The sequence below is a fragment of the Moraxella nasovis genome (genome assembly GCF_022701215.1).
Classification (GTDB): Bacteria; Pseudomonadota; Gammaproteobacteria; order Pseudomonadales; family Moraxellaceae; genus Moraxella; species Moraxella nasovis.
In genome coordinates, this window is the sequence record NZ_CP089976.1 from 916,690 (window position 1) to 939,518 (window position 22,829).

The following is a 22,829-nucleotide window of genomic DNA, read 5'->3' on the forward strand; positions in this document are numbered from 1 at the left end:
AAGTTTATCAAAGCTTAAATCAAGGGCAATCGGCTACCAAAATACCGTTATTATCGGCATAGATATACGCCCCATCACGAATGGTTACACCACTAAACACAAAGTCATGTCTATCTTGCCTGCTCTTTTTCGTAAAATTTCCCATCAATATAAGGCGTTAACCTGTACGCCATCGCTATTATATCCATCTAGCAAATCACACGTTACAAAATCTGTCATTGCTTATCCTCAAGACTTTAAAACTCTCTTAAAGATACCGTTTTATCCTTATCTTTTCAAAGTCTTACCACAAAAGTGTGCGAGTTGATTCAAAATACTGCTGCCTACCTGTCATTGGGTCGATAAATTGTAGCGATTTTGCCAATAACTGCAAAGGTTTTGTAAAATCATCTTTGGGCTGGTGGCATACCGTAGGATAAAATTCATCGTGTAAAATCGGCAAACCCAAATGAGTTAAATGCACTCTTAGCTGATGCAGCTTGCCTGTCGTGGGTCTAAGTTCATACTTAGCAAGATTGTCTTGCACGTCAAGCAGATCAATGAAGGTCTGCGAATTTGGCTCACCCTTTGTAACACGCATCGTATAAAATGGCTCGCCACGAGTCAGATGAAGCGATAACTCACATGGGAAAGCTTGGTTCTTACTGACAGGGGCGATGGCGTGATATACCTTAGTAATGCGATTATGGCGAAATAATGCTTGATAGCTGTCTCGAGTCTTTGGGTTTTTGCTAATCATTATCAGCCCTGCCGTCTGCCGATCTAATCGATGGATAGGTGATAAATTTTGATTATGCGTTTCATACTTTAGCCGAGTGAGTAGCGTTTGGCTGACATGACTTCCTGCTGGACTTACTGCCAAAAAGTGTGGCTTATCTACAATGATAATCTCATCATCTTCGTATAAAATCTTATGACTAAATGGCACTACCACCTCGCCATCAACCCAGCGATAATAATACACATTTTTGCCATAACGATAAGGTGTATCAAGACTTAAGGCTTGCCCACACTCATCTAATACTTGACCTGACAAAAAACGTTGCCGCCACACATCTTCGCTAATATGGCTAAACTTTTGGCAAAAAAACTCAAAAATCGTATTAGGATTATCCATCATTTTTGGTAAATATACTACGCTTGGCGATACACCTTTTATCATTGGTAAATTATTCAAAAAGCCCACCTATTACAAGCCACTTATTAACCTAAGATTATAATCTAAAACCACAACCAATCCCAACAACCACGACAACTTTTGGTATAATACCGCTATATACAAACCAATGAGTAATAACAATGGCAGTAAACTTCTCCGAAACACTCATCGTGGCGATCAGTGCTACCGCTCTTTTTGACTTAAGACATTTAGAAAATAAGTTAGCAGAGCTCACCACCAAAAACCCTAAGACTGCCCCTAAGCAATTTCAAGAATTTGTTATCAGTCAAGAAAACAAACCTCTCGATGCAGGAGCAGGCTATCCCCTAATTAAAGCATTATTAAACCTAAACCGCTACCAAACAAAAAAAGATTATCACGATGAATCGCCCTTAGTAGAAGTGGTCATCGTCTCAAAATCCACGCCAGATATGGGCGTCCAAGTACTAAACGCCATTCGCCAACACGAACTGCCCATCACACGATCGGCGTTCGTCTCAGGTGATAGTGTGGCACGTTATATCGCTGATTTTGACGTAGACCTATTTTTAACCACTAATCAAGCCGATGCTCAAGCGGTGGTAGATGAACGCATCTGTGCCTGTGCCATATTAGACGCCGCCCCCATTGATGTCAGCGAGCTTGATACCGATCAGCTTAGAATCGCCTTTGATGGCGATGCGGTTCTGTTTGATGATTCAGGCGAGCTTGTCTTTAAACAAAAGGGATTACAAGCCTTTCATGAGCGTGAAAACCAGATGACTGACACACCCATAGATAAAGGCCCTTATGCTGACTTTTTAATTAAGCTGTCTGCCCTGCAAGCCAAACTCCCCACCAATATCAATGCCGACAAAAGCCCCATCTGCATTGCCCTTGTAACCGCACGCAACGCCCCAGCGGACTTACGAGCCATAAAAACCTTACGTCAATGGGGCGTGACCGTTGATGAAGCCTTTTTCTTAGGCGGTATTGGCAAAACCAAAGTCTTACAAAGCTTCTTGCCACACATCTTTTTTGATGACAGCATTAAGCATATTGATGCTGCTCGCCATGTAGTGCCATCTGGGCTTGTGCCATATCACTCAACATCACCGCTAAAAAAATACGCACAAGACATCGTCTCTACAGATGAGCCTAATGATAATCCCTAAACCAAAACAGCCAACAAACGAAGTTGGCTGTTTTTGTGTCGGTATATTCATGATGCATATACATAAGATTGGTTTGGCAGGTTATGTGAGATATTTCTTTTAATACCAATCATTACACCCCTTGTAAAATAAAATTTCCAAGCAATCTTTTTGCCCCTTCGGTCGCAAACGATTCTGGGTGGTATTGTACGCCTTGAATGGGATAGGTTTTGTGGCGAATGCCCATAATTTCATCACCAAGCTTGCTTGCTGTTATCATGTCTTTATCGTCATTGTCAAAGTTTTGGACGATGCTTGTAATTTCTAGGCAATCAGGCAGACTGCCAGCATCTACCATCAGCGAATGATAACGCATAATCTCAATGCCCTGTGGCAAGCCTTGATATACGCCTTTTGCGTCATGGCGAATGGGTGATGTTTTACCGTGCATAGGAGTATTTGCTCGCACCACTTTAGCACCAAAAAAGTGGGCAATTCCCTGCATGCCAAGGCACACACCCAATAAAGGCGTGGTTTTGCCAAGCGTGGTAATCACTTGACCACACACGCCAAAATAATTGGGGTCGTCAGGCGAGCCTGCTCCCGGTGAGATGATGATGCGATCAGGATTTAATGCTTTAATTTCATCAAGAGTAATCTTGTCATTACGTTTGACGGTTACGCTAAAATTTTGCCCTGTTTGTCCTTGGCGATCTATCAAAATTTCGCCAATGTATTGGTATAAATTAAAGGTAAAACTGTCGTAATTGTCAATGATTAAAACATTCATTTTACTTCCCCCATAAAATAACCCAAAGTCGCCTTCATCGCAGACAATTTTCGCACAATTTCTTCATATTCATCATCAGCATTACTGTCATACACATTACCACCACACGTCTGAGCATACGCCTTATCGCCACTGATAAACAGCGAGCGAATAGGAATGGCAAAAATACAATCGCCATTAAACGAAAATTGCCCCAACGCCCCGCCATACGCCCCACGTCCATCAGGCTCTAGCTCATTGATGATTTTAATCGCTTCAATCTTAGGAGCTCCTGATAACGTGCCTGCAGGAAAATTGCTCGCAAGGGCAGAAAACATATCTTCAGACGGATGAATAATACCGACTATCTCGCTTGAGATGTGCTGAACATGCGAAAATCGTTTAATATCCATAAGATTTCGCACTTTGACCGTGCCAAACTGAGCCACTCGCCCAATATCGTTTCTGTGCAAATCCACAAGCATATTATGCTCAGCAATCTCTTTAGGGTCATTAAGCAAGGCTCTGGCAAGCTGCCTATCTTCGCTTTCATTAGCCCCACGCTTAGTTGTGCCAGCAAGTGGAAAGGTTTCCATTTCGCCATTTCGCAGACGAAACAGCAGCTCAGGCGATGCCCCAATGATTTTTTGCTTGCCAAATTTGACAAAATACATATGCGGAGATGGATTGACTTCACGCAGTTTTTGGTAAATCGGTAACGTATCACCATCAATGGCATAGTGCGATTTAAAGCCCACTTCACATTGAAAAATTCGCCCTGCTTTGATGTCTTCTTTGACCTTTTGTACGGCTTTAGCGTGTTCGTCTTTACTCATGCCATCGCCCAAATACCGCACTTTTGGCGATTTTTGCTCAGGTGTTGGCATATCAAGCAAAACTTTAATCTCATCAATACGATTGTTATGATAATAAAAATAAAAAATCTCGCCTGTCATTTTATCAAGGCTTAAACCGTCCAAATATAAGCCAAATTTAAACGGTTCAAACTCGTCAGAACCTTGTACATCAAGGCTTGGCTCAAAAAAATTAATACTGTCATACCCCAAATAGCCAACCAAGCCACCCGTGTGGTTGCGAGATAGCACATTTTGGGGTGTGATTTGTCGTAACAGCTGATAGGGATTGTCGCAGACATAATCACTTATCGTGCCGTTATCATCTATGCTTAGGGTGTGACGATCTTTGGCAAAAATGATTTTATCAGGAGCAAAACCAATGGCATGATGACGTGAAATGTGGCTGTCTTCGCCCAAGGATTCTAGCAAAAAACAAGAATCGTATTTATCTTCAATACGTTTAAATAACTCAAAAAAATCAATGTCTTGAGCGATTTTTATCAGGTGTGGCTTACTTGGGATTTGGATTTTTGGTGGTGTGTTTTGAGTATTCATAGATGTTTCAATGTTCTAGTATGATGATACATTCTAATCGCATTTTATATAATTTGCAACTATTTTATATTTAAAACACCAATAAATTCTTGATTTTAATGATAATATTTTTTAATCATTTGATTGAAGATAATTAAGTGATTGAAAATTGCATATAATTGACAGTGATTAGTGTCTTATTCATACTAAAGATCTTCAGTGCTTGGATTAAAGTTACTTCGTTTTGGTATTATAATCGTAACTTTAGCCCCATTGTCTTTCATCAAGTACAGCTTAAGTTAGTACATAAAGATGCCTTGCTCACTCTCGCTATTTAAAAATTGGCATTATCTACGCAATCGGATAAAACCAGCATGCTATGATTAACCACCAAACTTAAATGATAGCATTGGTGTTTATACAACTTATAAAATACAAAATAAGTCTAAGCGTCTAAAACTTACCCATGAAAGTTTGTTACATAAGGCAAGCATTGGTCATGAACTACAAGAGCAAGGTCATATTAAAACCGTTCTTTTAAATTTGGTAATAAACTTGCTACATCGTTCACTTGATACGCTTTTGCCCCCCTTGACACAGTAGCTATCCCCACGCCAAGCCGTTCGGCAATCTCACGCTGTGGCAAGCCTTGTTGAAGCAGAGCAAAAATTAAGATGCGGTTGGCAAGCTCGGCTTGCTCTTTTTGGGTTAATATCGCTGATAGCAAACTCTCGATGTACTGCGGATCTTGGTTCTCACACAGTAGTTGCACAAGATAGACATGGGCAGATTGGTGGGCGGATTTTGGCATTGCTTGTTTTTGTGTTCTAGTATAATGATACAATTATAATCCAATCACTTTTTTAAAGCAAGTTTAAAGGTGGAGTTAGCATAAAATGATTTATTTATTATAAATCCACTAAAAACATAACTAAAATTTGTTATAATAATCTAAATATTTATAAAATATATATCTTAAAATGCGTCTTACCAATTACAGTGACTACGCTCTGCGTTCGCTCATTTATTTGGCAATCAAGCCTAAAAACCATGAACTTGCCAACATTAATGACATCGCTGACAGCTACCACATCTCAAAAAGCCACTTAACCAAAATCATCCATCAACTGGGCAAGCTGGGTTATATTGAAAGCGTGCGTGGTAAAGGCGGTGGCATTCGCCTTGCCAAACACCCAAAACAGATTAACATTGGCACACTCATTCGCCATACTGAAAGCGATTTTTATATCCTAGACTGCCTAGATGACAGCTCTGATACCCCATCAAAAAAAACGCCTCCAGACGTCATACCCAGTCTTGAAATCAGCACAGCAGAAGTAACAAGCAGCTGTGTTATCTCACCTGTATGCCAGCTAAAAGGCGTGTTTAGTAAGGCGATGCTTGCTTTTATTACGGTGCTAGATGACTACACACTTGCTGACGTCATCACCAATGCCGATGAACTGCTTGAGCATTTATAATTTGTAAGCCAAATCTTACAAACATTGACGATTTTTGCGTCTTTTCTTATTCAGCATAATTTAGGATAATACACACACAGCAAAGGAAATGGATGGTTTTAAGGATTGATAAAATTTGCTGTTGTTTCTCAAGGATTGAGAAAGCTTTGATGGATTAAGCTAGGATACCGCAAGGTAATAAACGTTAAGATAAAGCCACAGATTTCGGTCTGTGGCTTTGTTTTTTATGAATTTGTTTTGTTGTTCAGCTTTGTAAGCCAAATCTTACAAACATTGACGATTTTTGCGTCTTTTCTTATTCAGCATAATTTAGGATAATACACACACAGCAAAGGAAATGGATGGTTTTAAGGATTGATAAAATTTGCTGTTGTTTCTCAAGGATTGAGAAAGCTTTGATGGATTAAGCTAGGATACCGCAAGGTAATAAACGTTAAGATAAAGCCACAGATTTCGGTCTGTGGCTTTGTTCTTTATGAATTTGTTTTATTGTTCAGCTTTGTAAGCCAAATCTTACAAACATTGACGATTTTTACACCTTTTCATACGATGGTGATTTTGGCATAATGCACTCATACAGCAAGGATTAGGCAGATGGACTGCCACACGGAATATAGCTGTAATCATGGAAGAGCTTAGAAACGCATGACGCTCTATCACAAACCGTAAACTTGCTCCTTTGGTTTACGGTTTGTTATTTTTTGATTGATGGCGTTATTATTTCACCAAAGACACCTAAGCTTTCTTGAAACTGAGCGATTTTTTCATCATCAAGCCGTGCTGTCAGCATGACTGCTTTGCAATAATCCACCTCTAAAATCTCGCCTTGGACTTGCTCGGTTAAGTACCGCACTTGAGCCTCATCCTTAAAATCACACATAATCTTAACGGTGGATTGTGGTACAAAGACAGCCAAAGACATCTTATCAACAGCCATCTGTGTTGCTGTAGCATAGGCTCGAGTCAGACCGCCCGCACCAAGCTTAATACCCCCAAAATACCGCACCACGATGACGCATACATTACCGATGGCTTTATGTTGTAGCACGTTTAAAATAGGTCTACCTGCTGTGCCATTTGGCTCTCCATCATCATCAAAGCCTGCTGATGTGGTATTATTTGGATCACCAATGATATAGCCGTAGCAGACATGGCGAGCATCTGGATAGGTCTGTCGGTAGTGTTCCACGTGAAACGTTAATTGGTCACGATTGGTGATGGGGTGAGCAAAAGCAAGAAATTCGCTTTTTTTAATCTCAAAAACAGCCGAGCAAGGTGCAGATAGGGTTGAATAAGTCATATCAATTAGAATAAATAAAAACATCCCATCATAACACAAACAGCATAATAGTCATCAGATGTCCTTTTGTGAAAATCATGTTTATGTTGTCATCATTATGCTATCATAAATTGATAAAAAGTAAATGAAATTTAGGCTTTTATGAATTTATCTAATCAGCATTACCCCACCGCCAAAATCATCATATTATATCCGCTATTAGGTGGCGTGGTTGGTGGCGTGCTAAGTTTGCCTTATTTTCTTTTTAATCTTACAGTTAATACACAAGATGGCTATTTTCTTGTGATTTTTGAAATGATATTTTTGGTACTGATTTTTTCCTTTGTGGTAGGCTTGTTGCCTGCGTTATTGGCAGGAATAATGATGGTAATTTTTAAAATCCATGTAGGTAATTTTAAAAGTTATTTTAAGGCTTTTGTTATCGGCTTTGTGGCGGTGGTGCTGGCTTATTTGGGATTGATGCTTTTGACGGTTTTGAGTGGGGCTGATTGGTCGGACTGGTCAGCCAAAAAAGAAGTTACAACGCTTTGGTTTGCACTACTTGGCGGATTATCATCTGTGGTATTGGCAAGGTTATTTGTACCAAAGCGTTAGGGCTTGCTAATTTGGTTCATGGTGTTTTAAGTTATAAATTAGGAGCTTCAACAAGGATTTTTATGAAAAAATATCCCACCATAAAAGTCATTCTAGGTTATGCGTTATTAGGCGGATTATTAGGAAGTTTGCCGTTTGTATGGTTGCTTTTATTTTGGTTGTTTTTCTTGGGTGATGATTGGAATGTTTTATTTGCGGTGGTGGAGGCTGCTGTCATGTTTGGCACCGCACCTGCTTTCTTGACAGGATTGACGCTATCTTTGACAAAAACAAGAATTAAGAAAGATTCTGATTACTGGCGAATATTTACCATTGGTTTTGTGATGACATTTTTGTGCTTTTTAATTACTGGGATATTTGACCTATTAATGGATGGTATGGATGTGTATTATGTTATTAAAAGAAGTGTATTTGGATTTTTGTTTTTTGGGATTTTTGGGCTGATTGGTGGTATAGCATCCGTGGCATTAGCCAAATTTTTACTCCCCAAATCTGCTTGCCCCACCAACCAAAGCATGCGATAATAGTTGGTTTAACTTTTATTTTATTCAAGGAAACTCATGGCACAATACATCTACACCATGAACAAAGTGTCAAAACTTGTTCCACCCAAGCGTGAAATCCTAAAAGACATCTCGCTGTCTTTCTTCCCAGGGGCGAAAATTGGCGTACTCGGTCTAAACGGTGCTGGCAAATCCACACTTCTTCGTATCATGGCAGGCGTGGATACCGAATACAATGGCGAAGCACGCCCACAAACAGGCATCAAGATTGGCTACCTACCCCAAGAGCCACAGCTTGACCCCACCAAAGACGTGCGTGGTAATGTAGAAGATGGCGTGCGTGAAGCCCTAGACGCTCTTGACCGCCTAAACCAAATCTATGCCGAATATGCCGAGCCTGATGCTGATTTTGATAAGCTGGCTGCCGAGCAAGGCAAGATGGAAGATATTATCACTGCTTGGGACGCACACAACCTAAATACTCAGCTTGAAAAAGCAGCGGACGCACTTCGTCTGCCACCTTGGGACGCTGATGTGTCTAAGCTGTCTGGGGGCGAAAAACGCCGTGTCGCATTGTGTCGCCTGCTGTTATCCAAGCCTGATATGCTCCTACTTGACGAGCCGACCAACCACTTGGACGCAGAGAGTGTGGCGTGGCTTGAGCGTTTCTTAAAAGACTACTCTGGCACGATTGTGGCGATTACGCATGACCGCTATTTTCTTGACAATGTCGCTGAGTGGATTTTGGAGCTGGACCGTGGCTATGGCTATCCGTATCAAGGCAACTATACCGAATGGCTTGAACAGAAAAACAAACGTCTAGAACAAGAACAAAAACAAGAAGAAGCCTTTGCCAAAGCCCTAAAACAAGAGCTAGAATGGGTACGCAAAAACCAAAAGGGTCAGCAAGCCAAATCCAAATCTCGCCTAGAACGCTTTGAAGAGATGAACTCACGAGAGTTCCAACAGCGTAACGAAACCGCCGAAATTTATATCCCACCGGGACCACGCCTTGGCAATAAAGTGATTGAAGTTAATAACATTTCCAAATCCTTTGGCGACCGTCTGCTGTATGAAAATCTATCTTTCACCGTGCCACCCTTAGCGATTGTCGGTATCGTAGGACCTAACGGCGTGGGTAAAACCACCTTATTTAACATGATTACAGGTAAAGATAAGCCAGACACAGGCACTGTGGAGATTGGCGAGAGCGTGAAAGTTGCCTATGTGGGTCAGGTGCGTGATGATCTTGATGACAAAAAAACCGTGTGGGAAGAAGTGTCGGACGGACTTGACATGATAACGGTGGGCGAGTATACCACACCAAGCCGTGCCTACATCGGACGCTTTAACTTTAAAGGTCAAGACCAACAAAAACTCGTTGGCAATCTATCAGGTGGTGAGCGAAATCGCCTACAACTTGCCAAAACCCTAAAACAAGGGGCGAACGTTATCCTACTGGACGAGCCGTCCAACGACCTTGATGTGGAGACCTTGCGTGCCTTAGAAGATGCGATTCAAGTGTTCCCCGGCACAGTGATGGTCGTTTCGCATGACAGATGGTTCTTGGACCGTATTTGTACGCATATTTTATCTTTTGAGAATGAAGAGCCTGAATTTTTTGATGGTAATTATTCAGAATACGAAAAATGGCGTAAGGAGCGATTGGGGGCAGATGCCACACCAAAAAGAACGAAATATAAAAAGATTGGTGGGTAAGCCCTAAATAAAAGCCCGTGATAAAATCATGGGCTTTTATTGTATTTATATAGTTAATAGGAAAAATATGAAAAAATTGCCTTATGTTGGATTGCTATTTGGTTTGGCAATCTCTGCTTGTTCATTTGCCGATACTACCGCCCCCACCATTAAACCCATAGAGCATTTCCCAAAAACACCAGATGTGAATTGCCGTGATGGGAATGCCAAATTACATGATGAATGTGGCGACCAAGTATTAATTATCAAAAATGCCATTGCCACCGCCCAATCTCAAAATAAAAATGTTCTTATGATTTATGGGGGCGAATGGTGTATTTGGTGTCATGTTTTGGATAGATATTTTAATGGGAAAATTCAAACACATGATTATGTTTGGCGTGATAGTAATGGCGATTTGTCGCAATGGGTAATGAATGAAAATATTACTCAAAATGACATTGATAACGCCATAAAATTAAATCATTATGTGGCGGATAACTTTGTCATTGCTCATATTGACGGAGATTATGCCAATGGCGAGCAGGCTTTGGATTATGTGAATTTTACAGATGAAATCGTTGTTTATCCGACCATTATGGTTTTAAACAAACAAGGTAAGTATGCCCACCATATGCCGCCTACTAGCTTTATTGATGGATTGCAAATTCGTGAAGTAGATGGGCAGCCGTATCGTGGCTATGATAGAGCGATACTATTACAAGAATTGCAAAAACTACATGGTATGGCAAAATAATAAATAAAATAATAAATAAGAAGTTATTTGATTTATGGGTGGTAAACAGTATGGCGAATATTTTGTATATTTTAAAAAACACTTTATTCTTTTTATTACTTACTACGCCCTTTATCGCCTATTTTATTAAATATAAATACCAGTTGCGACTGCGTTTTGTATTTCCCATAACTTGCCTAATTGCGTATCTACTCATTATCGGCACGGCATGGGCGATAAGTGAATATTTAAATGCGATTTTGCAAAGTTTTGATTTGAATAATAATGGATTTTTTGAAGACAATGAAATTACACCCACCCAACAAATCGCCCTACAAAGGGTTGCCAATGACACAGGCAGAGCATTAGCACCATTTATAGGGCTTGTGGTTGCACCGATTGGCGTGGGTGTGTGTTTTGGATTGTGTGCGATAATTCGTGCAATGTACGAAGCGACCAAAACAAAAAACGACACCCCATGATGTCGTTTTTATTGTTTTGTATCAGTAGCTAAAATATGATTTAAAAACGTGGTTCGTTAACCTGTGGATTTGGCATAATGACTTTGTTGTCTGCTTGTTTTTCTGCTTTGTCTTGGATACGCTTTAACAGACGTGCGCCAACTTTATGACCGCCTAAGACCAAAAGCAAGGGCAACGCCACAGCGACAGCACCTAAAAATACAAATAGCATTGGCATAAAAATATTGATGAATGACAACGCCATTTTAAGATTTGATGTGGTGAATATTTTAATTTTATTAGTATAAATTCTTGTACTTTATGCCTAATTATCAAGCCTACACATCTACCATCAGATACACATCGTACGCAGGGCATTCATAAGGATGAGCTTTCTTGTAGGCTTGAATAACCGAATGTAGCCTATCATCTGGCACTATCATCTCCACACGCCATTCTTTGACAGTCTCAAGAGTGCCAACCTGACCGATAGTAGGATTAGCTCCCTTAAGTGGCTTAAACTGACCTACTCCCAAAACCTCCCAAGCACAGCAAGAATAATTACCAAACTGCCCTGCACCTGCCTGAAACACCGCCTCTTTTACCTCGTCTAAATGTTCTTGGGGTATATAGATGATTAATTTATACATCTTTTTTCCTTACAAAAAACCCAAAACATCACATTTTGGGTTTTTTATTCATCGACTCAATCAGTCTTCTAGTGGCACACCAATTCGGCGGGCGACTTCTTCATAACCTTCTACCACATCGCCTAAGCCTTGGCGGAAACGATCTTTATCTAGTTTTTTCTTAGTTTGTTTATCCCAAAGGCGGCAACCGTCTGGCGAGAACTCATCACCAAGCACAATTCGACCTTGGAATAAGCCAAATTCAAGCTTAAAGTCCACAAGCAAAAGACCTGCTTCATCAAAAATAGCTGATAAAACTTCATTCACCTTATAAGTGAGCTTCTTCATCTGATCAAGCTCATCAGCTGTGGCAAAACCTAGGGCGATAGCAGTTGATTCTGACAGCATTGGATCGCCAAGCTTATCGTCTTTATAAAAAAGCTCATACGTTGGTGGCAGTAGTGGCAAGCCTTCTTCTAGACCTAGACGCTTCATTAGCCCGCCTGCTGCATAGTTACGCACCACGCATTCCACAGGAATCATTTTTAGGCGTTTGACCAGCACTTCATCGTCAGATAGCTGACGCTCAAAGTGTGTCTCAACACCAGCTTCGGCAAGTTTTTGCATAATAAAAGCATTAAAGCGATTATTGACCTTACCCTTGCGGTCAAGCTGGGCAATTTTCTCGCCATTGAATGCACTGGCGTCGTTACGAAAGTGCAAAATCAGATAATCAGCATCATGTGTCTCATAGACAGATTTTGCTTTACCAGTATAAAGAAGTGCTTGTTTTTCCATAGAAAAGCCCTAAAAGTCGTTAATAAAACCAATAAATTAATGAATGCTTGGCGGTGCTGGCAATTGATATTGCTTGCCTGAGCTGTTTTTTAGATCAAGCTGATTATCACCAAGCTCCACGGTTGGATATAGCGGAATAAAGTTGCCTGTCACCTGATCAGCAGGAAGCTTAATTGGGTCAAGTTTTTGGCTTGATTGATAATCAAGACTGCCGTCACTACGCTTAGCCAACAGATTTTTGGTGGCACTACAGCCTGTCAAAACTAGGCTTACAACCAATGCTGTAAATGTAATTTTTAATACGTTCATCTTTTTACCCATTAAATCAAATTCGCCTTGGTCAGTGCTGCATCAATCACAGGCTGATACTCTTTAGATAACCAAACCAGTGGCAAGCGAATGCCTTTATCAATCTTGCCCATCTTGTATAAAGCATACTTAGTTGGCTGAGGACTTGCCTCACAAAATAAATCGCTGTGTAAGTGCTTAATGGTGTCGTGCAAAGCGTTCGCTTCGTCAAATTTACCCTCAAGTGCCAAAGTAAAAGTTTGGCTCATCGCACGAGGAACGACATTCGCCGTTACAGAGATGTTACCCCTGCCACCAAGCTTAATAAGCTCTAAAGCGGTCGGATCATCGCCTGACAGCACCACGATGTGATCACTAACTGCCTCAATTAACGCCCGACCACGGGTCAGATCGCCTGTCGCATCTTTAATGGCGACGATATTTGGAATGGTCATCAGGCGTTCTACAGTCGCCTGCTGTAAATCTACCACGGTGCGTCCTGGCACGTTATATAAAATTTGTGGAATGTCCACCGCATTGGCAATCGCCTTATAGTGCTGATAGATACCTTCTTGGGAAGGCTTATTGTAGTATGGCACGACAAGCAGTGCAGCATCTGCCCCTGCGTCTTTGGCGTATTGGGTTAATTCGATCGCTTCAAGCGTGTTATTTGCCCCTGTACCTGCGATGACGGGTACACGTCCTGCCACTTGCTGAACAAAAAACTTAATCACTTCAGCATGCTCTTGCATAGATAAAGTTGCCGACTCGCCTGTCGTACCAACTGCCACGATAGCGTGCGTACCTTCTGCGATTTGCCATTCGATAAGCTTTGCAAGAGCGTCATAATCTACCGCACCGTCTACCGTCATCGGCGTAATTAGCGCAGGTATCGAGCCGTGCAGTCTGCTTTTTATATCTTGATATGCGTCTGCCATGAGAACCTACTTTGATTTATCCTAATTCAAGAAATTAGCCTAGTTTATCACACTTGTTTTGGTGATGTGCAGATTTGGTTGCAATTTTTCTAAAATTTTTATTAATGCTTTTAATGTTTAAAACAAGCTCATCATCTATTGATTGCCATTTGGTAAAAATGGCTCAAGCTTTAAGATAATTTTTGCCAAGACATCTTCTGGCGAACCACTAGCGTCAATGCGGCAGATTCTATCATAGTGCATGGCTTGATACTGTAAGCCTTCATACACTCGCTCAAAAAACGCTAACTTTTCAGTCTCAAAGCGGTCAGCGACGCTACGCTTAGATGCTCGGCTCATACCAAGATGAACATCCAAATCCAACCAAAACGTTAAATCCGGCAAGCGTGGCACAAAGCCATCTGTTAAAAGCTTGATTTTTTGTAAAGCTGCCTTATCACCAAAGAACCGCCCAAAGCCTTGATATGCAACTGTGCTATCCACAAAGCGATCACAAATCACCCACTTATCGGCAGCTAGTGCAGGCAAGATGGTCTGATGTAGATGATCAGCCCTAGCACTGTGCATTAATAAAAGCTCGGTATCATCATTAATCTGAGTGTCTTTATCTAGCAAAATGGCTCTTAGTTTCTCAGCAACGATACTACCGCCAGGCTCACGAGTGCGGATAAAATCCACCCCTTTATCGGCTAATGTTTGGCAAAGATGGTCGATGGCGGTAGTCTTACCCACCCCTTCTGTGCCTTCAAAACTGATGAATAAAGCACTCATTTTGCATTATCCTTTAGAGTGGCACGATACTTGGCAACCGCCTGATTATGCTCATCTAAGGTGCGGCTAAACGTGTGTCCACCTTTGCCTGTCGCCACAAAATACACCACATCTGTATCTGCTGGGTGCATAGCGGCACGAATAGATGCAGCAGATGGTAAGGCGATTGGCGTTGGTGGCAGTCCATTAATCTGGTAGGTGTTATAGGCGGTTTTTTCGCTAATGTTTGAACGGTAAATCTTACCATCATAGCGATCAAACAAACCATAGATGATGGTCGGATCTGTTTGTAGTCGCATACCTTGGCGTAAGCGATTAATAAATACTGCCGCTACCTTTTGACGCTCATCATCAATGCTTGTTTCTTTTTCAATGATGCTTGCCATGATGAGTGCTTCATAAGGCGACTGATAAGGCAAATTGGCATCTTTGTCATCCCACTCTGCCTGTAAGAGCTTTTTTTGTTCGCTATATAGTCGTTTTAGGATTTGGCGGTCACTTGTTCCATAATCAAATAAGTAGGTATTTGGAGCAAACCACCCTTCTAAATTGCCTTGCCCGCCTTTTGACTTGTCAATTTGCAAAGCTTCTGCCACCGCCTTATTATCAGCTGCAACATCCTGCCACGTATAATCGGCAGTCTTTGGAGCTAACAGCTCAAGCGTGACACCATCGGTATTTTTTAGCGTGTGGTACAAATCTTTAATGGTCTTACCTTCAATAATTTGCACCTTAATGGTCGTAACCAAAACCCCTGCGTTTAAAATATCCACCACCTGCTTTAAGCTGGCATTTGTCGGAATTTGGTATTTTCCAACGTGCAGCTCTTTATTGGCATACATTTTTAAGTACAGCTTAGTTATCGCATTAGATGCAAAAGGCGATGACTGCCATTTTTGTTGAACAAGTATGCCATGATAGGTGTCGCCTTTTTGGACGTCAAGTATTTGAGATGGCTGACTTGTCTTGGCAAAAATCGTCATATAGCCGATAAATAATCCCATCAAAATCAGCAAAGCTAGCACAACCAGCACTACAAATCTTAGCTGGGACTTAGGCTGTTTTTTGTCAGGCTTTTTGACATAGTGTCTTTTGGTGGTTTTGCGTGTTTTTGGCTGATTCATAAATTAATACTTTGCTGATTTTGATGATTATTGTAGCAAATCATAGAAAATTTGTGTGATTTTTCATCGATAGCCTAATAAACTTGGCAAGGCGTCCTTAGTCTGCATGACGTGATAGACATCACGATACCACAGCCCATCAATGGGTATAACGCCTTTTACTGCATTGGTGAATGCCATTGCTGTTATTTTGGTCAAATCATTATCACACAGCACCCGTTCAACTGCTAATGAATAAGATAACAACGCCTTACGCACTGTACCATTAACACCTGAGCCATTTAGGCTTGGCGTGTACCACTTGCCATCAAGCTGATAAAATACATTACTACTAACCCCACAAATCCACTCGCCTGCAGTGTTCTGAACAAGCCCTTCTATAATCTTATCTTGGGCAGCTTGAGCTTGTAACAGTTCATGATGGATAAAAACGTGTTCATGACAGCTGATTAATTTTACCCCATAAAACCGACTGGGCCTAATGCCTATTTTTTCGGTCAAGCACCAAGCCTGTCCAGACTTTTGGATGGGAAACTCTCCAATAAATGATACAGCATCATAGATGGGTGATGGCATAATCTTAATAAAGACTTGAGCACGCCTGCCTATTTTTGCCGCCAAAAACCCATAGCCACGCACTTTTTGGGCGTGTCGTGTGATGATAATCTTTAGCATACCATAGCCCATCGCTGCTGCCAATGCGGTCAGATGTGTCATTATCTCGCTGACATCAATATCTAGGCAGAATCGCCAAGCACAATCCACCAATCGCACCCTATGCCAATCTGCCCATAAAATGACGCCATCTTTTACGCCCATCGTGCTAAAAAACCCATCACCATAAGCAAAGGCTCGCTCATCCATCGCTTGATTTGAAGCCACCATCTGACCATCTGTCAGATGATAAAACTGCACCGTTTGTATTTGCGTCATGATTTAACTCCTATCACCCTATTTTACAAAAATTTTAAAAAACTTGCTATTTTTAACCAAATCAAGTAAAACTGACATAATTTTATTCAAAAAAGACACCTTATATGCAGCATTTTATCGTTATCGGCAATCCTATCAGCCACTCTAAAAGCCCTGACATTCATCACGCATTTGCAGACAGCTTAGGCAAATCCATTCGCTACTCTCGTGAGTTTTGTCCAGATAATTTTGATAGCTTTTGTGCAGTCGTATCGGCATTTTTTCATGGTGGTGGCACAGGGGCGAACGTTACACTCCCTTTTAAAGAGATGGCGTTTAAGCTGTGCCAAGACACAGGTATGCTCAGTGATCACGCCAAAGCAGCAGGGGCAGTCAATACGCTTAGTATGCAAGATGGCAAACTGTATGGCGATAACACTGATGGACGTGGGCTTGTATCAGACCTACAATCTCAAGGCATAAATTTACAAGATAAAACAGTTGCCATCATTGGGGCAGGTGGAGCAACTCGTGGGGCGATTTTACCCCTTATAGAACAAGGAGCAAAGCTACACATTTTTAATCGCACACTGTCTAAGGCTACAAGCCTTGTGGCAGACTTTAAATCATCTGCAGACACGCTGTGTGCCTATGAATTGTCTAAGCTAAGCACAGGCACGCATCACTTTGATGTTATCATCAATGCCACATCAGCCACCACGCACAGCCAGACACTCGCTCTGTCACAATCGCTGTCGGCAGATTTTGCTTATGATATGATGTATGGCAAGCCATCAGAATTTTTAGAGCATTTTAAGCAGCGTGGGGCAAAGCTGTCAGACGGATATGGCATGCTTATCCATCAAGCAGCCTTATCTTTTGCGTTATGGACTAACTGCCAAGTCAGCCAATCAACCTTAGAACGGCTAAGCAATCAATAGTTCACTAATTAAATCTTTGCTTTTTAATAACTTTTATTTATTTAAATTTAAAATTTTAATGAAAATAAATTATAAATAAATAAAAGTTACATCATTTGTATAAAATTTACGGTATATTACAAACTCATTGGCGACAATCGCCTTTTGACACACAGACCATAACAATATTAAGGAATATACCATGCTGACGTATAAAGCACCACTTAGAGACATTAAGTTTTTAATTAATGAAGTATTCGACTTTCATTCCCACTATCAAGGCTTAGATAATGGCAGTACCGCTGACCCTGAGACAGTCAGCATGATTGTCGAGGGTTTTGCCGACTTTGCTGAAAATGTGCTTTCGCCTATTTATCAGTCTGCAGACGCTGAAGGGTGCAGCTTTAAAGATGGTGAGGTAACGACACCGACAGGCTTTAAACAAGCATATCGGCAGTTCGTTGAAGGTGGCTGGCAAGGCATCTCATTTCCTGAAGAATACGGTGGTATGAACCTGCCAATGTCGCTTAATCTCATCAAATCTGAGATGATGGGCACAGCCAACTGGCCGTGGTCTATGTACCCTGGTCTTACCATCGGCTCGGTGAACACCATCTTACAGTATGGCACACCAGACCAAAAAGCCATCTACCTACCTAAGCTAATTACAGGGGAGTGGTCTGGGACAATGTGCTTAACCGAAGCTGGCTGCGGCACCGACCTAAACCAAATGAAAACTCGTGCCACACCAAACGAAGATGGCACATACGCCATCACAGGTACTAAGATTTTTATCTCAGCTGGCGAACACGACCTAACAGAAAATATCGTTCACATCGTATTGGCTCGCTTACCTGACGCACCTGCTGGCACTAAGGGCATCTCTTTATTTATCGTGCCAAAATTTTTACCAAATGAGGCAGGAGAATTAGGCGACCGCAATCAAGTGGTGTGCGGCTCTATTGAGCATAAAATGGGCATTAAATCGAGTGCCACTTGTGTGATTAACTTTGATGGAGCGACAGGCTTTTTAATTGGCGAGCCCAACAAAGGGCTTAAGGCGATGTTTACCTACATGAATACCGCTCGTATCGGCACAGGCATCCAAGGCTTAGCACATATCGAGCTTGCCTTTCAAAACGCCCTACCATATGCCAAAGAACGCCGTTCTATGCGTGCCTTATCGGGCGTCAAAGAGCCTGACAAGCCAGCTGATGCCATCATTCATCATGCAGACGTTCGCCGTATGCTACTGACCCAAAAGGCATTTGCCGAAGGGGCAAGATCCATGGTTTACCATGCGGCACGCTATGCTGATCATCTGGCAAATGCCATCATCAAAGAAGATGAAGCTGCCATCAAAAAGTGGGATGATAAATTAGGCTTTTATACGCCTATCCTAAAAGGGTTCTTAACAGAGCTTGGCATCGAAGCTGCCAAACACGGTCAACAAATCTATGGCGGTCACGGCTATATCAAAGAAACTGGCATGGAGCTTATTGCTCGTGATGCTCGTATCTCAACCTTATATGAAGGCACGACAGGCATTCAAGCATTAGACCTATTAGGGCGTAAAGTGTTGCTGCATGGCGGTGGCAAGGTGGTGCGTGAATACACTGCAGGCATTATGAAATGGTGTGGCGAGTACGCCTTAGATAAGGACATGCGTCAATTCGTCTGGTCGCTCACCAAACTGTGTGCTGAGTATAATATGCTAACTGCACGCCTGCTGCTGACTGCACGCAAAGACCGTGATATCGTCTCAGCAGCGTCTGATGACTTTTTAATGTACTCAGGTTATCTAATGATGGCATATCACTGGGCACGCATGGCAGCGATTGCATTTGATAAGATGAAAAATGGCGGAGAGCAGCCTTACGAGTTTTATCTTGCCAAAACCCAGACCGCTCAATTTTACTTTGAGAAAATTTTGCCACGCACCAACGCTCATGCTGAAGCGATGACAACGCCAAGCAGTGTCATGATGCAGATGGATATTGAGCATTTTAGTTTCTAGCTCATATCCCAAAACCGCACAATTAATCCGATAAACCGCCTAAGACTTATCGGATTAACCCTAAACCCTAAGCCATAAGCTTAGGGTTTAGCTTATCGCACCTGACCACTGCCAAGCACGATCCACTTTTGGGAAGTAAGCCCATGAAGCCCAACAGGCCCACGAGCGTGGATTTTATCAGTTGAGATGCCAATTTCTGCTCCAAGTCCATACTCAAAACCATCAGCGAAACGACTAGACGCATTTACCATCACACTAGATGAGTCCACTTGACGAATGAATTTTTGGCTATCGGCATAGTTATTAGTGATAATAACATCAGTATGATGGCTGCCGTAGTGATTAATATGACTAATCGCCTCATCAATGTCTGTTACCACCTTAACCGCCAAAATCGGCGCCAAATACTCTGCATACCAATCATCTTCTGTGGCAGGTATTATATTAAGCTTAGCATTGGCTAAAACCGACTGCGACCGATGACACACTCTAAATTGCATATTTTCATCAGCAGCTGCCATAGCAGACAACACATCTACCAAAATATCTACCTTGTCTTCATGCACAAGCAAAGTCTCAGTCGTGTTGCACGTGCCATAACGAGAAGTCTTTGCATTAAGTGCAATACTTACCGACATCTGATTATCCGCATCTTTATCAATATAAGTATGACAATTGCCATCTAAATGCTTAATGACAGGCACGCTAGCACCCTTTGAGATACGCTCAATAAGCCCCTTGCCGCCACGGGGGATTACCACATCCACGCAGTCTGTCATGGTGATTAGGCTATCCACAGCACTGCGATCGGTTGTCTTTAGCACTTGCACGCAGTCTGTTGGCAGATTAGCTGCCTTTAGCCCCATGTGTACACAGCGGGCGATGGCTTGGTTTGAGTAAAACGCCTCAGAACCGCCACGCAAGATAATGGCGTTACCTGACTTTATAGCAAGGCTTGCCGCCTCCAAGGTAACATTTGGGCGGCTCTCATAGATCATACCCACCACCCCAAGCGGCACTCTCATCTTGCCAAGCCAAATCCCTGATGGGCGATAGGTCATCTGCTCAATCTCACCCACAGGGTCTTGTAACCCTAAGACATCATTTAAAGACGCGACCATACCATCAAAGCGAGCATCATCAATCACCAAGCGATCAAGCAAAGCACTATCTAGCCCACTGTTTTTGGCATTTGCCACATCAATGGCGTTTTGGCTTAAAATGTCGTCTTTATGGTCGATAATCGCATTTTTAATGGCACATAACGCCAAATTTTTCGTCTGTGTATCGCTCGCAGCTAGAGTGCTTGCCGCCACTTTTGCACGCTTACCTACATTTGCCATGTACTCGTGAATGTCGTTGATAGCCATGATAATCCTTGCATCTTTACCTAAAACGCCATAATACAACAGCAAGTCACACTTGACAACTGACACACTCATCGCTCAACTTTGGTTCTTACAAATAACAGCCAAAGACAAGGATAACGGGTTAAATCATAAAAACTGTTAAAAATTTGTAAGTTTTTGGCAAAATAAGTAAAAAAATGTTTGCCTTTTATGGCGGTTTTGGGTGAAAATAGCCTATTTACTTTTAGTGCCAAATAAACGATACCTAATCATGACAAATGCCCGCCCTATCGCCCTAGATTTACAAGACATTCACAAAAATTACGGCTCACTAGAAGTCCTAAAAGGCGTCTCTCTTACCGCCCATGATGGAGATGTAATCAGCATCCTAGGCTCATCAGGCTCTGGTAAGTCCACACTGCTTCGCTGCATTAATTTGCTTGAAAAACCCAGTCGTGGCAGAATCATCGTAGGCAATGAAGAGCTGATGCTTAAGCCAAAAAACGGTGAACTTGTGGCAGCTAGCCCCAAACAGCTAGAAACCTTACGCTCACAAATTGGTTTTGTCTTTCAAAATTTTAACTTATGGCCGCATAAGAACATTTTACAAAACATCATCGAAGGTCCAACCCAAGTGCTTGGGATTAATAAAGCTGAAGCCATCGAAGATGCTAAGCGATTATTGGACAAAGTAGGTCTGCTAGATAAACAAAATGCTTATCCTGATAATCTGTCAGGTGGTCAGCGTCAGCGTGTGGCGATTGCCCGCTCGCTTGCCATGCGTCCACAGGTGCTGCTATTTGATGAGCCGACATCTGCTTTAGATCCTGAGCTTGTCAATGAAGTGCTGTCTGTGATGCGTGAACTGGCTGATGAAGGTCGTACCATGCTGATCGTTACTCACGAGATGCGTTTTGCCCGTGAAGTTTCTAATAAAGTCGTTTTCTTACACCAAGGGCGTATCGAAGAAATCGGCACGCCAGAAGAAGTCTTTGACAACCCAAAATCAGAACGTGTGCGTGAATTTATGGCATCACACCGTTAGTTTTTCACCAATAAAAGGAGACTGTTATGTCAACTTTAAAATCTCTTGTTTTAGGTACAGCCGTTTTTGCTGCCACCACATTAACAGCATGCAATAAACCTGCCGAACAGGTCGCTACCACTGACGCCAATAGCGAACAAAAAACCCTTCGTATAGCCACAGAAGCTGCCTACCCTCCGTTTAACGACACCACTGCAGATGGTCAGATTGTCGGCTTTGATGTCGATGTCATCAATGCTGTTTGTGAAGAGATGAAAACAAAGTGTGAGATTGTCGCCCAAGACTGGGACGGGCTAATTCCTGGCTTGTTGGCAAATAAATATGATGCCATCATCGCAGGTATGTCTATCACCGAAGAACGCTTACAACAAGTAGATTTTAGTGACCCTTATTTTTCAAATACCATCGTTTGGCTTGCCAAAAACGACGGCAGCTTTGACCCAAACCACATCACCAATTCTGTGCTAGGCGGACAACGCTCAACCACAGGAGCTGACTACATCACCGAGAAGTATGATGGTAAAGATGGCAACCGTGTGCAACTGTACGACACCTATACCAATGCCTATCTTGACATGAAAGCAGGACGTAACGTTGCTGTTATGGCAGAAAAAGTCTCCGCCGCTGACTGGCTAAAACAAAACTCTGACGGCTTTGGCTTGGTGGGCGAAGAGCTTGACAATGGCGACAATTTAGGTATCGCTGTGCGTAAAGGCGATCCATTAAAAGATGAAATCAATGCTGCTCTTGCTAAGATCAAGCAAAGCGGTAAACTTGCCGAGCTTGAAACGGCTAATTTTAATAAATAACCAG

At 42.0% G+C, this 22,829-nt stretch carries 25 protein-coding genes and 1 pseudogene; 11 read left to right on the top strand and 15 right to left on the bottom strand.

The features are described 5' to 3' along the window. Positions 1-19: 19 nt before the first annotated feature. Together LU293_RS09820 and LU293_RS04585 are read right to left on the bottom strand one after the other, a co-directional pair. Positions 20-132 (bottom strand): annotated as a pseudogene (locus LU293_RS09820) (RraA family protein); the annotation flags it as partial. A gap of 151 nt (positions 133-283) precedes the next feature. Next, positions 284-1,162, bottom strand: coding sequence for a pseudouridine synthase (locus LU293_RS04585; protein ID WP_242749657.1), 879 nt, complete (start codon positions 1,160-1,162; stop codon positions 284-286). A gap of 137 nt (positions 1,163-1,299) precedes the next feature. Here LU293_RS04585 and LU293_RS04590 point away from each other — a divergent pair, with 137 nt between their 5' ends. Further along, positions 1,300-2,313: a 5'-nucleotidase gene (locus LU293_RS04590; protein WP_242749381.1), complete on the top strand. Its 1,014-nt coding sequence runs from the start codon at positions 1,300-1,302 to the stop codon at positions 2,311-2,313. Positions 2,314-2,425: 112 nt separating this feature from the next. Here the strand turns inward: LU293_RS04590 and LU293_RS04595 are convergent, their stop codons facing one another. From LU293_RS04595 to LU293_RS04605, 3 genes are all read right to left on the bottom strand, one after another. Continuing rightward, the gene (locus tag LU293_RS04595) at positions 2,426-3,082 is read right to left on the bottom strand and encodes an anthranilate synthase component II (protein WP_242749383.1); all 657 of its coding nucleotides are present in this window, start codon (positions 3,080-3,082) and stop codon (positions 2,426-2,428) included. Then, positions 3,079-4,473 (bottom strand): anthranilate synthase component I family protein, encoded by a 1,395-nt coding sequence (locus LU293_RS04600; RefSeq protein ID WP_242749385.1) that lies wholly within the window; start codon positions 4,471-4,473, stop codon positions 3,079-3,081. The genes LU293_RS04595 and LU293_RS04600 overlap by 4 nt, the downstream gene beginning before the upstream one ends. 502 nt (positions 4,474-4,975) lie before the next feature. Then, positions 4,976-5,296 (bottom strand): Trp family transcriptional regulator, encoded by a 321-nt coding sequence (locus LU293_RS04605; RefSeq protein WP_242749387.1) that lies wholly within the window; start codon positions 5,294-5,296, stop codon positions 4,976-4,978. A gap of 136 nt (positions 5,297-5,432) precedes the next feature. Between LU293_RS04605 and LU293_RS04610 the strand changes: the two genes are divergently transcribed. After that, positions 5,433-5,933, top strand: coding sequence for an Rrf2 family transcriptional regulator (locus tag LU293_RS04610; protein WP_242749389.1), 501 nt, complete (start codon positions 5,433-5,435; stop codon positions 5,931-5,933). A 694-nt stretch (positions 5,934-6,627) separates the two neighbouring features. Here the strand turns inward: LU293_RS04610 and LU293_RS04615 are convergent. Further along, positions 6,628-7,233 carry a YigZ family protein gene (locus LU293_RS04615; protein WP_242749391.1) on the bottom strand — a complete coding sequence of 202 codons (606 nt, stop codon included), beginning with the start codon at positions 7,231-7,233 and terminating at the stop codon, positions 6,628-6,630. Between the two features lie 141 nt (positions 7,234-7,374). Between LU293_RS04615 and LU293_RS04620 the strand changes: the two genes are divergently transcribed. The 5 genes from LU293_RS04620 (at position 7,375) to LU293_RS04640 (ending at position 11,246) form a co-directional block, all read left to right on the top strand. Then, the gene (locus tag LU293_RS04620; protein WP_242749393.1) at positions 7,375-7,827 is read left to right on the top strand and encodes a hypothetical protein; all 453 of its coding nucleotides are present in this window, start codon (positions 7,375-7,377) and stop codon (positions 7,825-7,827) included. Between the two features lie 62 nt (positions 7,828-7,889). Continuing rightward, complete coding sequence (locus LU293_RS04625; RefSeq protein ID WP_242749395.1) at positions 7,890-8,351, top strand: hypothetical protein; 462 nt, start codon at positions 7,890-7,892, stop codon at positions 8,349-8,351. A 36-nt stretch (positions 8,352-8,387) separates the two neighbouring features. After that, entirely contained in the window at positions 8,388-10,049 is a 1,662-nt protein-coding gene (gene ettA / locus LU293_RS04630; protein WP_242749397.1) for an energy-dependent translational throttle protein EttA, read from the top strand. A 67-nt stretch (positions 10,050-10,116) separates the two neighbouring features. Beyond that, the gene (locus LU293_RS04635) at positions 10,117-10,785 is read left to right on the top strand and encodes a thioredoxin domain-containing protein (RefSeq protein ID WP_242749398.1); all 669 of its coding nucleotides are present in this window, start codon (positions 10,117-10,119) and stop codon (positions 10,783-10,785) included. Between the two features lie 50 nt (positions 10,786-10,835). Continuing rightward, entirely contained in the window at positions 10,836-11,246 is a 411-nt protein-coding gene (locus LU293_RS04640) for a hypothetical protein (RefSeq protein WP_242749400.1), read from the top strand. Between the two features lie 40 nt (positions 11,247-11,286). Here LU293_RS04640 and LU293_RS04645 read toward each other — a convergent pair whose 3' ends face one another. From LU293_RS04645 to LU293_RS04680, 8 genes are all read right to left on the bottom strand, one after another. Continuing rightward, positions 11,287-11,463 carry a hypothetical protein gene (locus LU293_RS04645; RefSeq protein ID WP_242749402.1) on the bottom strand — a complete coding sequence of 59 codons (177 nt, stop codon included), beginning with the start codon at positions 11,461-11,463 and terminating at the stop codon, positions 11,287-11,289. Between the two features lie 100 nt (positions 11,464-11,563). Beyond that, the gene (locus LU293_RS04650; RefSeq protein WP_242749404.1) at positions 11,564-11,875 is read right to left on the bottom strand and encodes a YqfO family protein; all 312 of its coding nucleotides are present in this window, start codon (positions 11,873-11,875) and stop codon (positions 11,564-11,566) included. Positions 11,876-11,935: 60 nt separating this feature from the next. Further along, on the bottom strand, positions 11,936-12,652 hold the full coding sequence (gene purC, locus LU293_RS04655) for a phosphoribosylaminoimidazolesuccinocarboxamide synthase (protein WP_242749406.1): 717 nt from the start codon (positions 12,650-12,652) through the stop codon (positions 11,936-11,938). A 36-nt stretch (positions 12,653-12,688) separates the two neighbouring features. Then, complete coding sequence (locus LU293_RS04660; RefSeq protein WP_242749408.1) at positions 12,689-12,961, bottom strand: hypothetical protein; 273 nt, start codon at positions 12,959-12,961, stop codon at positions 12,689-12,691. Between the two features lie 11 nt (positions 12,962-12,972). Further along, positions 12,973-13,878 (bottom strand): 4-hydroxy-tetrahydrodipicolinate synthase, encoded by a 906-nt coding sequence (dapA, locus tag LU293_RS04665; RefSeq protein WP_242749410.1) that lies wholly within the window; start codon positions 13,876-13,878, stop codon positions 12,973-12,975. A 135-nt stretch (positions 13,879-14,013) separates the two neighbouring features. Next, complete coding sequence (gene tmk / locus LU293_RS04670; protein WP_242749412.1) at positions 14,014-14,649, bottom strand: dTMP kinase; 636 nt, start codon at positions 14,647-14,649, stop codon at positions 14,014-14,016. Next, positions 14,646-15,773, bottom strand: coding sequence for an endolytic transglycosylase MltG (mltG, locus tag LU293_RS04675; RefSeq protein WP_242749414.1), 1,128 nt, complete (start codon positions 15,771-15,773; stop codon positions 14,646-14,648). The genes tmk and mltG overlap by 4 nt, the downstream gene beginning before the upstream one ends. Positions 15,774-15,836: 63 nt before the next feature. Then, the gene (locus LU293_RS04680; protein WP_242749416.1) at positions 15,837-16,706 is read right to left on the bottom strand and encodes an aminotransferase class IV; all 870 of its coding nucleotides are present in this window, start codon (positions 16,704-16,706) and stop codon (positions 15,837-15,839) included. Between the two features lie 104 nt (positions 16,707-16,810). Here LU293_RS04680 and aroE point away from each other — a divergent pair, with 104 nt between their 5' ends. Together aroE and LU293_RS04690 are read left to right on the top strand one after the other, a co-directional pair. After that, positions 16,811-17,626 (top strand): shikimate dehydrogenase, encoded by an 816-nt coding sequence (gene aroE, locus LU293_RS04685; protein WP_242749418.1) that lies wholly within the window; start codon positions 16,811-16,813, stop codon positions 17,624-17,626. Between the two features lie 181 nt (positions 17,627-17,807). After that, positions 17,808-19,622 (top strand): acyl-CoA dehydrogenase C-terminal domain-containing protein, encoded by a 1,815-nt coding sequence (locus LU293_RS04690; RefSeq protein ID WP_242749420.1) that lies wholly within the window; start codon positions 17,808-17,810, stop codon positions 19,620-19,622. Positions 19,623-19,714: 92 nt separating this feature from the next. Here the strand turns inward: LU293_RS04690 and LU293_RS04695 are convergent, their stop codons facing one another. Then, positions 19,715-20,992, bottom strand: coding sequence for a glutamate-5-semialdehyde dehydrogenase (locus LU293_RS04695; RefSeq protein ID WP_242749422.1), 1,278 nt, complete (start codon positions 20,990-20,992; stop codon positions 19,715-19,717). Between the two features lie 250 nt (positions 20,993-21,242). On the opposite strand from LU293_RS04695, the gene LU293_RS04700 reads away from it, so the two are divergent. Continuing rightward, on the top strand, positions 21,243-22,016 hold the full coding sequence (locus LU293_RS04700; protein WP_242749423.1) for an ABC transporter ATP-binding protein: 774 nt from the start codon (positions 21,243-21,245) through the stop codon (positions 22,014-22,016). 26 nt (positions 22,017-22,042) lie between these two features. Beyond that, the gene (locus tag LU293_RS04705; RefSeq protein ID WP_242749425.1) at positions 22,043-22,825 is read left to right on the top strand and encodes a transporter substrate-binding domain-containing protein; all 783 of its coding nucleotides are present in this window, start codon (positions 22,043-22,045) and stop codon (positions 22,823-22,825) included. The last annotated feature ends 4 nt before the right edge of the window (positions 22,826-22,829 follow it).